Raw genomic sequence first — 13034 nt, forward strand, 5'->3', positions numbered from 1 at the left:
GTACCGGGAGGGGAGGCTGAAGGCGTTCGACGAGGGAGGGCGCAAGGTGTACGATACGATAGCCGGCCGCAGGAGGCGGCTGGGGCTGGCCGCCTAGGCCGTCCGGAAAAACGTCCGCACCCCCGAACGCGGTTTGGTGGCCAAAAACGCGCGATTTCCGCGCACGCTCCACCCTCAAGCGCCATACGCCCCCATCGCCGCACGAGCGAAGCACCCAGCGCGCACGCCACCCAGCACGCACGCCGCCGCGCCTCTTTGCGCCCGCATGACTACCCCATCGCCCGCACCTTCGCGGTGATGGCCGAAAAATCGCCCGAAGCGGCGCAGTAGCGCTCCAGATCCTGCGTGTTCGCGCTTTCGACGCCATCGATGCGCGTGACCGCGCCCAACCCGAAGCCGATGCAGGGAGCGCCCGCCTCCTCAAGGAGCGCGAGGCGATCCCGCTTGCCCTCCCTCGCAAAACGCAGCGGAAGGTACTCGACGAACCCGCGCCCGGCCAGCGCATCGCGCATCCCGCCCAGCTGACGCGCGACCTCTTCGGGCGACGCCGCAAGCTCGGAAGCCACCTGCGCCAGCTCAACGTGCGTCGCATGCGAGCGAGCCGCCGCGAGCGCCGTGCGCCGCACGTTGAGCGCGCCGTCCTCCCCTTCGCGCGCTCGATGGCCGAACGCCAGCACAAGGCCCAGCGAGTCGTTCGCATAGGAGTGCAGAAAATGGTCGCAGACGATGGGCAGATCGCCCAACGCATCCACCCGGTTGAGCCGCGCGAAATCGACGGGGTTGAGCGACAGCATCTCGAAATCGAAGCGCGTCACCCCGGCGCGTCGAAAGAACGGCATGGTCGCGCCGCTTATGTTCGCGATGGACGAGCGCATGGTGACAGGCGCGTCCTCGGCCACGTCGCACGCCTGTCGCACGGCCCGCACGATGCGAGCCACGTCCGCGCCCGCGTTCGACGCCACGCCGCCGCCCAACCGCACGGCCCGCACGCGGCAATCGTCGAACTGCCTCGCATTCGCCTCGATCTCGGCCACGAGCGCGTCCGCATAGCGCGCCATGCGCGCGCTGTCCCATCCGAGGATCATGCCCCCGCGCCTGAACGCGTCGTCCCTCACGCAAAACGGGATGCGCACCCGCACGATCGCATCGCGCTTCTTCGTCATAGCTCGCTCCAATCCGCTTCCCCCAGAGGCACGGGGCGGGGCGCGCCCTCCCGTCCTCCCACCGCATCGCAAACACGAAAGGGAGGGCGCGACAGTACCCCCGCCCCTTCGCCACAGCCCCGCCCTCCCGTCACGCGAGTTCGACTTGAAGAAGGATGCGGCGCCATCTTTTTCCTCGCATTCCGACGCGACGACCGTACGAACACGGCCGCCGCGCGTTTTTGGGCCGAGACACCAGGGAGGGAGGAGGACGACTCGGCCGCGAATAGGCTCGCAAACCCTATGCCAAATCCTCTATCACGCACTCGGCAGCGCAATAGCCCGAGGTGAGAGCCGACCCGCAGCTGTTGCCAGCCGTGGGCGTGGCGTACTGGATGCCGTAACGCTGCCCGCAGGTGTTTCCTGCGGCGTACAGGCCAGCGATAGGCTCCTTCGCGCCCGTCAACACCTGGTAGCGCCCATCGGTGCAGATGGCCGCATGCTGGCACAAGCCACCGGAGGGGTTGCCGCCCGTCGTACCGAACGAGGCGAAGAAGGGGGCGTCCTTGATGGGGAACAGGTTCTGTGGATCGCAGCCCCAGTCGTCGTCATGGCCCTTCGCGCACAGCTCGTTGTAGCGCTCGACCTCGGCCAGGAAGTTCTCCTTGGCCTCGCCGGTGTACCCGACGATATCGGCCAACTCGTCAAGCGTATCGGCGGCGTACACCGTGGAGTACTCCTTGCCGAAGCGAGCGAAGGCGCGCACGTCGAAGCCGTCCTTGCCCGTCTTGTAGTTCGCCATGTTCTCGCGCACCTCGGCCACCATGTAGTCCGAGCTGCGATCCATCGTCTCGTGGCCGTACCCCTGATGGGACAGATATTCCTCCCAGTTGGCGTCCGTCACGTTCACCAGCAACCAGCCCTCGGGCAGCATGTCCAGATAGCCGTTGGAGCCGTGCTTCACCATGGTCTCGTTCATGAAGCGCTTGCCGTCGTTGCCGAAGCACGGCCACGCGCCGCCGAACGCGAAACCCGGCACGCCGTTGATGCCTGCAGCCTGGCCGGCGCGGGGGCCGCCCTCCATGGTGCCGCCGGCCCACATGCACATGCGGATGCCGGAGCCGTCGCGGCCCATACCGCCGACCATGGTGGCGTCGGTTCGATCATTGCCGTACGACCAGGCCAGGTTGCGCATCTGGTCGGACAAGTCGAGGCGCATGTCGGGGTTGCCGCCGAAATCGCCCGCCGCCACGATCGTCGCCTTCGCGTTGATCTGATGGTACGCGCCATCGACATCCCGGAAGACGGCCCCGGTCACCGCATCGCCCTCTTTCACGAGCACCACGCCCTGGTAGCCCCACTTGATGGTGCCGCCGGCCTCTTCAAACGCCGCATGCACCGAACGGATGACGAACGGCCACATGTTGATGTTCGACTCCTCGTCGCGCCACTGCGTCATGGCCGGCCACGACTTCTGGCCGCAGCACTCGCCGCTGAAGTTGTCGTTGCCCTTGTAGTTGGAGGTCTTGGCGTACTTCTCCACGTACTCGGTCGGGATGCGCTCCACCATCCAGTCGAGCATCTCGCCGGAGCGCATGGCGTAGTCGCGAACAAGTTTCTGGTGCGCATGGCCGCGCGAGAGGCGCATGTACTCGTTGAACACTTCGGTGGTGTCGATCTCGGGCGTGCCCTTGTCCAGGAACAGCTTCGAGTTGTAGCAGGCCATGTCGCAGGCGTACTCGTCGTATTCGTCGTAGGTCTGCATCTCGGCGAGGAACACCTTCGCGCCCGACTCCTGGCAGCGCAGCGCCGCCACCGTGCCGGCGTTGCCCGCCCCGATGACCAGCACGTCGCATTCCTCGATGTCGGCGATGTCGGCGATCTCGGGAGCGTCGCCAAGCCATGCCGGCTTGTTCAGCATGAAATCGGCGGGCTCGATGTTCAACTGCTCACACCCGCCGCCAGCCGACAGCACGCCGTCGCCTTTGAGTGCAATGTACTCCTCGGGCGTGGTGGGCGCCTTCGCATCGGGGTTCTGGCCGCGGTTGAACGTCGACAGCTCCTGCATCACATCGTACGTGCCAGCCTCGCCAGACCCCGACTCGGCAGCCGACCCCGCCGACGACGCTTGCTGCGGCGCGCAGCCTCCCAACGCGCCAAGCGCGGCAACGCCCACCGTACCCGCGGCCGCGCTCTTCAGGAAGTCGCGACGCGACCAGCTGCGCTTCGTGTGCTTCGAGGTTGCTCCCATGTTCCCTCTCCCTTCGTTTTCGATGCCGAACGCGTGCTCCGACGCCTCCCTTCGCGCTTTCGGCTTTGTTGTACGGCGCCGGACGTTCGGCTACACTACGATGCAACGCGAAGCTTCGCCATCACTGAAAGCGATGATTTCAAGGTGCGCGAGGGCGCACGCGTGATCAAGCTCTATAGCTGAATTTGGTGATTTTCGCCTTTTACGAGGGAAAACGCTGCGGCGTTGCGGGGAGGAGCGGGAACATGCGCAGCACAACGCTTGGAAAGCGAGGGGGGGGGGCGATCCGACCGGGTTCGCGCCACGACCTCCGTATCACCGCATCCTGCGCTTTGGGGAGCAGGCCTTCTGTTCTCCGCGTTCCTCAACGCGATCCGCTTCCTCCCTTCCGATGAAGTGGGGACTGCGCTTCCCCTGCACGACTTCGCCCTATCCGTCGGATGGGGACTGGCAGGCTGCTCAGCAGCGCTCGCAGGAATCGCCGTGCATGCGAAGCGCACCGGCCGCCGCGCGCCCGATCTCACCCGCAACGCCTTTGTGCTGACAGCAAGCCTGCTTGTCGCAGGAGGCTTGCTGTTCATCGCGGTACCGTACGCAGGTGCCCCGCTGTTGCCCGGTGCGCCCGTCGCCGCATTCGGAGGGGCGTTCGGCGCAGGCTGCATTTTGCTGTCCGTAGCATGGGGATCGCTCTTCGCGCAGCTCGAACCGGAAAACCTGCTGTTCAACAGCGCTCTTGGCATTATGGTCACAGCCGTTGTCCACGTTTTGGCGGCTCCGATCTCGCCTTCTCCGCAGGGTTTGGCGCTCATCGCATGCTCGCTCGCCGCGTCCATCGCGTTGCTGATCATCGCCCGTTCGAGCGGCGGTAACAGCAACGATGCGCCCTGCGCCCCCGACGACATCGACCACCCCGCAACCGCCGGTGTCTCCTCGAACGCCCCCGTCGCCGCGCACAGGGTCGCCGATGGAGATGTGCGCGCAACAGGCGGCCTCGCCGTGTCTGCGACCGATTCCGACGATTCGCCGCAAAACGGCAAAGACGGTGGCGAGGACGGACGCGATCGCGAACGGCTGCACAAGGCGCTCGCCATGTTGTGGATGCCGCTCGCAGGAGCGTGCATCACGTGCTTCATTTTCGGATTGACCTGGGATCCTATCATTTCCAACGAGCAGATGCGCCTTCCCGACCCGCTCGGAGCGCTCAAATCGCTCATCGGCCCATCGCTGCTGGCCGCCTCCATCGCGCTCGTCGCTTTGCACAAGGAGGATTCGTCGCCGCTGCGTCTGCTCAACCACGCCATGTACCCCGTCGCCGTGGCGTTTCTGCTGGCGCTTCCGACGATCAGCACCGACAGCAACCTCGCCGCCGCTGCAATAGACGTGCTCTCGCAGGCCAGCTTCGCCGTGATCGCGCTCGCCATCTGGTGCAGCATGGCGAGCGCCGCCCGCAGCGTTCCCTTGCCCGCCGCGTTCGTGTTTCCTTCGTGCCTCGCGCTGCTCGCGCTCGCATTTGCGGGCGGGCTGCGCGGCATCGCCGTCATCGGCACCGACGGACGGACGATCTGCCTCGTCATGCTCGCCGGATACCTGGCCCTCATCGCCATCTCGTTCGCCCAGGGCTCGCGCCAGAGAGAAGAACGCCGCACCGAGCCGCGCGGCGCGGACGACTCCCGCACCTACATCCACCGCCGATGCGACGCGCTGGCCGCCGAGCGGCACCTGTCCCCGCGCGAGCGCGAGGTGCTGTACTACCTGGGGCGCGGGTACAACCACGGCTACGTGGCCGAAAAGCTTTACATCTCCGAGAACACCGTGCGCACCCACGTGCGGCATATCTACGGAAAGCTCGAAATCGGATCGCGCGAAGAGCTTCTCGCGCTCATCGACGGAGAAACGCCCTCGGCGGTTCCATAGGGTCGCAGACCGCCTCTCAGGTGCGCACGAGCGCCTCGAAGCCCCCATCGTCCCAGCGCCCCGAAGCCCCGGAGTCCCGAAGCCTCCATCATCCCGACAACCCCGAAATCGTCCCGCGAATGCGCGTTGCTTTCGCACCCGCCCTCGCGGCCCTTGCATCCGCACATCCGAGTTCTCCCGCCCGTCCGCACGCTCCCGCATTTTCGTACGCGCCGACTGCGCGCTCCCGCTTGTCTGCATGCGCCATCCGCACGCTCCCGCATTGCAGCGCCCAGCCATCCGCACGCTCCCTCTTGCTCGCACGCGCCATCCGAACGCCTTCTCCCGAGCGCGCCCGATTGTTTCACGTGAAACAATCGCCCCGACCCCAACCAAACAAACGCTTTCGACACCGACGCGAAGAACGCAAGCGCTGAAATACGGGGATGTCCGCTGCAGACCGTCTTGCGAATGCGCGAAAGAGAGAGGGAATTGTTGCGCGGCAGCACAGCCCTGAAAGCTTGGCATCGCTTGCCGTGCGCTATCCTCAGGCGAACACGCTTAGTCGCGATGCGCCCCTGGCAAGCGTCCAGGTAAATGCCCACACCACGCGCGAAGGCTGGCCGAACTCCCTGTCAAACCTTCCCTATCCCCAAGTCTGCGCTTGCGCTCGCTCCCGCATACGCGCCCGTCCGTCGCTCCCGCACGCGCGTCTCATTTGCGTCGTCGTCCCGCCTACCCACCGACCCCGTGCACCCGTCTCACTCGCACGCTCGCCCCTTCCGCTCCATCATTCCACCTTGACCCGTCGCTCTCGCCCTGTTCCACTCTGCACCCGCCGCGCCCGTCCTCACGGACTTTGTACCCGCGCATCTTCCTCGCACGCCCCCTCGCGCGTCTCTCCGCAACGCAACCAAGCGCCACGCAATCGTGCGCCAACGGCACGGTGGAAACAGCCGGCCCTGTCACACTCGCCCAATCCAACCTCTCATCCGCAAAGGCGAACGCACGATTCCCAAAACAGGAAGAGCCACCTTTTGCCCACAAGCTTGAATCTTCGAGCCATGCGAAACAACGACGCGCTATGATGGAGGACGACATGCACCATGCAGCGCAAAGCGAGAAGCGAGGAGCGCCTCTTATGAACATCCTCGATTACCTGGCAACCGAGTTCGCCACCTTCGAGGAGAAGCCGTTCAATCCGGTGGATTCAGCTGTGCTCTCCCAATTCTGCATGGTGCGCGTCGAGGGCATCGCTCCACCGCTGCGCGAACGCGCATCGTTCAAGCGGCTCGGCACCGTCGTGGACAACCTCCTCTCGTCCGTCAAACGACCCGTACGCTTCATCGACCTGCTGCGCGCCGAGCGCTACGCCGACATGTTCACCGGCCTCGCACCAAGCCTCGTGAAGGAGAACCTGCTCGCGCTCGCAGCCAGCCCGCGCTTTCGCGACGTGACGGTCAAAGATTGCCTGAGCCTGTTCGACGCCGACCGTCAGACGCAGTTCGCCGCCATGGCGTTCGTCCACAAGAAGGAGTTCGCCTACGTGGGGTTCCGCGGCACCGACGCCTCGCTCACCGGCTGGCGCGAAGACTTCAACATGGCGTACGACGCGCCCGTGCCCGCTCAAGAGCATGCGGTGCGCTATTTGGAGGCCGTCGCGCCGCGCTTGCCGAAGCGCCTCGTCGTAGGAGGGCACTCCAAAGGCGGCAACCTCGCATTGTACGCGTCCCTGCGGGCCGCACCGTCCGTTCAGGATCGCATCGAGCGCGTGTACACGCACGACGGACCGGGCTTCAAGGCGGGCATGTTCTCGCCGGAGGACTGGCACCGCCTCGAAGGGCGCATCCACCGCACCGTACCGCACGACTCGATCGTGGGCATGCTCATGGAGTCGCACACGCCTCCGCTCGTGGTGTGCAGCACCGAACGCGGGATCAACGAGCACAGCCCGTTCACCTGGGAGGTCGCCGGCGACGATTTCCAATACCTCGACGACCTTTCCGACAACGCGAAGTTCACCGACGCCCTCGTTTCCGAGTGGCTTGCGCGCTACTCTGACGAAGAGGCAGCCGCCATCGTCGATGCGCTGTTCAAAGCCGTCGAGGCATCGGGCGCCCAAAACGCCACCGAGGTGTTCTTCGGAGGCGCCAAGACCGCGACGATGCTTGCCGAAGCCGCCAAGAACATCGACGCCGCCTCTCGCGACACCTTGCTGGCCGCCCTCGGATCCCTCGCAGAGATCGCCGCCCGCCTTATGGCCCAAGGGCTCGCGGGGAAGCTCGCCCCCAAGCCAAAGCAGCGCCCATCGCAGCACCCCCGTCCGCGGCCCTAAAGATGCTGAGCCGCGGGCAGACATCCCCTTCACGCGCGACGCGAAGGGGACGAACAACAAGCGCTCCAAGCGACACGATCCCCCGACTGCGCCCCTAACCGAGCTTCCCGCTCGAAGCCGCATGCAGACCCCCGGAATCGACAGCCTCGCCATCGACCTCAGCCGCTGCCGCCTCTATCACGTCTCCGAGAAGCATCCGGAAATCGCGTGCGTTCTTCGATGTGACAACCGGTTTGCCCGTTTGAGCCTCGATCTCTTTGCGTGCGTTGCCTGCAACAGAGCCGCCCCGGCGAGCGATCTCCTTGCTCTCGTCGAACGCTTCGGGTTCCTCGGCTTTCGACAATTCGGTAGTCGTCGCTTCGGCCAACATGTTGAGCACCAATTCGAGCGTGCTCATAGTGTCCCGCAGGTTCTCCTTGGTCAGCCCTTTGTGGTTCTTGTACTGCCGCGTGGTCATCCCCGACCACGCTTGCGGGATCTCGCCCGTGAGAATGGCGAACTCCGACCCTTTCGGAACGCCCCGTTCCGTCCATTCGTCCGTAAGCTCTTTGCGCACCGATATCGTTTGCAAACGTTGGTTCACCCATTCGGGACTGTACCCCTTCTTCAAAAGCGGGTGGGTTAGCGCCCGCCCGCCTCAAAGGGAGAGCAGGGCGTGCGAACGGGGCGGCACCCGCCTCCCAGGGGAAAGCGGGTGGGACGACGCCCGAGGACGGGACACGCGGACGGAACGGCATCCCGCAAGGGGAGCGAGGCGCGCAAGCGAAGCAGCGCCAGAAAGCGGAACACGCGAGCGGCACGCCCCCAAGACAGCGAAACACGCGAGCGCGCCGGCACCCCAAAAAGGAGCCGCCAGCGCGCACAAAATCGGCAGCGTCGAAAGGCTACACGCGAACGGCTACACGCCAGCCGCGGCGTTCTCGCCAGCGATCTTGCCGTACACCATGCACATTCCCGCAGAAAGCCCCTTGAGGGAGATGGGGTACTGCACGGCGAAACGCCCGCCCTGCGTGGCACCGCAGACGTACAGGCCGGGGATGACCTCGCGGTCGGTGCTGTACACGCGGCACTCCTCGTCGGATTCAAGGCCGCCCAAGTTGCCCAACGTGAGGGCGCACCCGCACTCAGCGGCGTAAAACGGCCCGTTCACCAGGCCGAACAGACGCTGCGAGCTCTTGAAGAAGTCCGTGTCCTCCCCGGCGGCGCACAGTTCGTTGTAGCGCTCGATGGAAGTCTTCGCCGTCTCCACGTCCATGCCGTCGATCATGCCCAGAAGCTCTTCCACCGTGTCGGCTTTCAGGCAGCGGCCCTCCTCCACGGCGGCGTCGATGTCGGCAGCCGTGCGCACGTTGATCTTCAGCCCCGAAGCGGTGTAGGCGGGAAGCTCCTCTTCGCGATAGAAGCAGGCCACGCCGTGGGCCGCGGGGAAGTACTGCAGCTGCTCGGGCCAGGAGGAGTCGAAGAACTGGTACGCCTTGCGCTGCGGCTGCAGCTCCACCTGGTTCTCAAGCTGCTGGCCGGGAAGATCCTCGTTCATGAAGCGCTTGCCGCGCAGGTTCAGCCACAGAAAGCCGTTGTTGCCGATCACGCCGCGGCCATCGGCACCCGCGCCGCCACCCATGTGGTGGATCATCGGCGCGTGCCACTGCTCGATGGCGGCACCGGCCCACGCACCCATCTTGTGGCCTTCGCCGATGTTGGTGTAGTTGCCCTCGTTGTCCATGTCGATGCTGAGGATTTGGATGCCGTTCTCCACGCACTCGGGCGCGTAGAACTTCATCATCTCCTCGTTGCCCAGGTAGTCGCCCGTGGCCAGCACCACGCTCTTGGCGTTGATCTTAAGATACCCGTCGGAATCGGCGCTTTGCGCGTAGATGCCGGTCACCGCCCCGCTGTCGTCCTGGATGAGCTTCACGCCCTTCGTGTTGTAGCGCACGTCGGCACCGCCGTCCACGGCCACCTGCAGGTTGTCGGCCATGACCGTGGCCAAGCTGCTGAAGCCCACCGACGTGGGATAGCAGGGCAGATCCTCCTTGGTGTAGTCGTACGTCTCCGGCACCGGGTACATGTAGGGGAACATGTAGTTCTCCTGGCTTTCCTCGGGGATCTCGGCATAGCTCTCCGGGGCGATGTAGAGGTTTTTGCTCGCAGCCACGAACCAATCCAAGGCGGCACCGGATTCGTCGTAATAGCGGCTGATGACACTCTGGCTCACATGATGGCTGCATTCCTCCATGTGCATGTTGACGACCATCTTCTTGTCGAGGAAGCCGTCGCCGCGGCCCCACGTGGCCTGCGTCTGGCCGCCGAAGATGGCCATGTCGCTGGCGGCGCTGTTCAGCTTCGCGGAGCTCTCCAGGCACACGACCTTCGCACCTGCCTCCACGGCGGCGCGGGCGGCCGGAACTCCGGCGCAACCCAGGCCCACGACGACCACGTCGGTGTCGATCTCCTCCGCGACGTCGGAATCGGCGATCTCGGGAGCCTCGCCGAGCCACGGCATGGCGCCCGTGCCGTCGAAACCCACCGTGCCGCCCGACGCCGCGCCCGCGCCCGCAGAGGTGGAATCAGCCTTGGAGCCCGTCGCCTCGGAGGCAGACTTCGGCGCGCAACCCGTCAAACCCGCACCCGCCAGCGCGGCTCCCATGACGGCAGCTCCCGACAGGAAGCTGCGGCGGCTCATTCCCTGCTTGCTCTTCATCATGACGTTTCCTCTCTCTACAACGGCGGCCCCTCCAGACCGCTCTCGGAACACCGGGCAGTATGACGAACGAGGACGGCAGACGCACCATCCCCCATGGTTGATTTTGCGCCCGGAGCCCGTACGAGCTTGGGAAACCGGCCGAATGCCACAAATGCACAAGCGCCCACCATGCCGAAAAGGCCCCGCAGCGCATCAACCGCGAGGGTTGATTCTGCGGAAGCCGAGGGTTGAAATCGCAGGGCTTATGCCATAATGGGCACGGGAGGTAGATGTGATCGATGTTCGCACCATAGGGGTCGCGCCCGCACAGTTGCGCTTCGCGCTCGGCTACGCATGCCTCTGCGCATGGGCGGTGGTGCTCCTGCTGTCGCCCGCGTTCGGATTGCCGGGAGCCGTGCATGCGGCGGCCTCGTCCATGCTGCCGGGGCTTGTCGCCTGCCTTGCAAGCATCGTGGGATCGCGACGGCTGCCCTCCGTCGTGGGCCGCACGCCGTTCGTCACCGCCTCGGCGCTGTTCATGGCCGCGGGAACGTTCGTGTGCACGTTTCCGGCGACCGCCGGGTTTCCCGCAATGCGCATTGCGGGGCTCGCCTTCTCGGGCTTTTTCGCCATCATCCTCATCATGTCATGGTTCGACGCGTACGCGCGCATGGGTTCGCGCGCCATCATCGTGCTGGCGGGATGCGCCGCGTCCGTCGCGGCGCTGCTGTGCTGGGCGATCCTCGCTTGCCCTGCCCGCGCGGCAAGCGGACTTGCCACGCTTTTGCCGCTCGTCTCCCTCGCCGTGCTGCCGCGGACGCGGAAAGGCGCCGACGACGCGGCGGGCGGGCGCAAGGCCATCGAGCACGCCGCATGCGCGCCCGCCGAGCGAACCGCGCCGGGATTGCTCGACATCATGGCCGCCGCCGTGCCTTTGCGCACGCTCGTGGGGCTGGCCATCACGTTTTTCATCGTCAGCTCCATCGGATCGCTCGCACCCGAGTTCGGGCTGTTCAGCACCGCCGTCTCCCCCGTCTCCCTGCTCATCCCGCTCGGTGTGACGGCGTTCTTCGTCGCGAGCGCCTTCTTCCTGCGCGGGCGCATCGACCCGTCTGCCCTGTACAAAGTGCTGCTGTCGGCGTTCGCCGCAGGCGTGTTTTTGCTCATGCTGTCCATCGGCATCAGCGCCGCACTCGTCTTCTACGCCAACATCGTGTCCGAAGCCCTCACCTGGATGGTACTGGCGCTATGGGCGAAGAAGACGCCGGTCGAAGCCCATCTCGTGTTCGCCATCGGATGGATCGCCGAATGCGTGGGAAACACGCTCGGGCAATCGCTCGCTCCCCTGTTCGCGACCCATATCGAAGCGTTCTACGTCGTTTCGATCATGCTCATCCTGATTGCCGTGGGCTTCGCGTTCAGCGAAGGACGAGTGGTGCTTGAGATCGATTTCGAGGAGAACGGAGGCGAAGAAGGGACGCAACTTGACGGCACGGCGCAGAACCGCGCGCACGCGAGGCCGAACGGGAGCCTCGGCGCAAACGCGGAAGAAAGCCGGGGTGCAAGCGTCTCCCGCACCGCTCCGAACGGTGCCTCTGTTGACGATGCCGATGCGACTGCCGAGAAAGCCGACCCCATCGCCGCTTTCGCCTCGGCGCACGACCTTTCCCCGCGCGAGCGCGAGGTGGCGGCGCTCTGGCTTACGGGCCATGGCCTCAAGTACATCGAGAACGCCCTGTTCATCTCCGAGGCGACCGTGAAAACCCATCTGCGCAACATCTACCGCAAGTGCGACACGCACAACCGCGCCGAGATCATCGCGCTTTTCGAGCAGGAAAACGGCCTCGCCTGACCCCTCTCGCCCGCGAGCGCAGTTCGAGCCTGCGCCCATCGCACCGCATCACGCACGAGCGCGCCCATCTCCAATCGTACCGCGCCCGCTCTCCAACAGCCGTCCGCGTTCCGTTCGCATGCGCATTTCGGTAGCTCCGCTCGTCTCGACTGTTTTCGCGCCGCTTCGACGGTTCCGCGCCACTTCGGCCCGCGCACCCCGCCGCGCATCCCCGGCAGCCACCCACCCAGCGGCCTCACGGCGCGCTCTCGCGAGAGCGCGCCGCGCTACAGGAACCACTCCAGATGGCCGCAAGCCTTGCAAGCGAGGACATAGGCGCTCTTGTTCGCCCAGTCAAGCCCGAAAAGCGTGGCCCCTGCGGTGTTGAGCTGGGCCGTTCGCTCGTCGAACGCCTCGCCGCCGCAATGCGAGCACTTCACGCGGATGCCGGCCACCTCATAGCCGTCGTCCCCCTCCATTCCGCGGTTAAACGCCTCGACCAAGCCAAAACCCATCGCGCACCTCCTCGCACTCACACGTGCACTGCACGTCCCTACCCGCCGCACACGAACCGGCGCGGCATCAGATCGCATCCGGTAATGAAATGCCAAAAAATTTCTGATATATTACCAAAATTGGTTGTAAGGGGGTGCGAGAAAGCGCATCAAACCCTCTTTTCCTCCTTTCTCGGTAAAATATCAGCCCAAGTTCCTCAAATTCTTACCATTTTGACAAAGCAACTGATAAGAAAGGCGACTTTCGGTAATATATAGTAAAAAACTTCAGAATTCGTTACCGTTATCGCATGAAAAGGGATGCCGGGGGAAGGAGATGAGGGAGAGGAAGGGATGAGGGGTAAGGGCTGTCGCTTATACAAATCTGACGCTGCCGACGACTAG

8 protein-coding genes are annotated in these 13034 nt (G+C 65.1%); 3 read left to right on the forward strand and 5 right to left on the reverse strand.

The features are described from left to right. Positions 1 to 269 precede the first annotated feature (269 nt). Positions 270 to 1163: a coproporphyrinogen III oxidase gene (locus C2L80_RS11235; RefSeq protein WP_087197047.1), complete on the reverse strand. Its 894-nt coding sequence runs from the start codon at positions 1161 to 1163 to the stop codon at positions 270 to 272. Between the two features lie 280 nt (positions 1164 to 1443). After that, complete coding sequence (locus C2L80_RS11240) at positions 1444 to 3393, reverse strand: FAD-binding protein (RefSeq protein WP_087197045.1); 1950 nt, start codon at positions 3391 to 3393, stop codon at positions 1444 to 1446. Positions 3394 to 3876: 483 nt separating this feature from the next. On the opposite strand from C2L80_RS11240, the gene C2L80_RS11245 reads away from it, so the two are divergent. Together C2L80_RS11245 and C2L80_RS11250 are read left to right on the forward strand one after the other, a co-directional pair. Next, positions 3877 to 5307, forward strand: coding sequence for a helix-turn-helix transcriptional regulator (locus C2L80_RS11245; RefSeq protein ID WP_239938942.1), 1431 nt, complete (start codon positions 3877 to 3879; stop codon positions 5305 to 5307). A 1120-nt stretch (positions 5308 to 6427) separates the two neighbouring features. Next, a complete protein-coding gene (locus C2L80_RS11250; RefSeq protein WP_087197118.1) occupies positions 6428 to 7621 on the forward strand; it encodes an Mbeg1-like protein in 1194 nt (397 codons plus the stop codon). Between the two features lie 94 nt (positions 7622 to 7715). On the opposite strand, the gene C2L80_RS11255 is transcribed toward C2L80_RS11250, so the two are convergent. Continuing rightward, the gene (locus C2L80_RS11255; protein WP_239938944.1) at positions 7716 to 8177 is read right to left on the reverse strand and encodes a hypothetical protein; all 462 of its coding nucleotides are present in this window, start codon (positions 8175 to 8177) and stop codon (positions 7716 to 7718) included. A 342-nt stretch (positions 8178 to 8519) separates the two neighbouring features. Beyond that, positions 8520 to 10325, reverse strand: a complete 1806-nt coding sequence (locus C2L80_RS11260) for an FAD-binding protein (RefSeq protein ID WP_092197970.1) — start codon at positions 10323 to 10325, stop codon at positions 8520 to 8522. Between the two features lie 271 nt (positions 10326 to 10596). On the opposite strand from C2L80_RS11260, the gene C2L80_RS11265 reads away from it, so the two are divergent. Then, positions 10597 to 12156: a response regulator transcription factor gene (locus C2L80_RS11265; protein WP_103263221.1), complete on the forward strand. Its 1560-nt coding sequence runs from the start codon at positions 10597 to 10599 to the stop codon at positions 12154 to 12156. A 266-nt stretch (positions 12157 to 12422) separates the two neighbouring features. Here C2L80_RS11265 and C2L80_RS11270 read toward each other — a convergent pair whose 3' ends face one another. Next, positions 12423 to 12650 carry a DNA-binding protein gene (locus C2L80_RS11270; protein WP_087197900.1) on the reverse strand — a complete coding sequence of 76 codons (228 nt, stop codon included), beginning with the start codon at positions 12648 to 12650 and terminating at the stop codon, positions 12423 to 12425. Positions 12651 to 13034: the final 384 nt, after the last annotated feature.

The organism is Rubneribacter badeniensis (genome assembly GCF_002899695.1).
Lineage (GTDB): Bacteria > Actinomycetota > Coriobacteriia > Coriobacteriales > Eggerthellaceae > Rubneribacter > Rubneribacter badeniensis.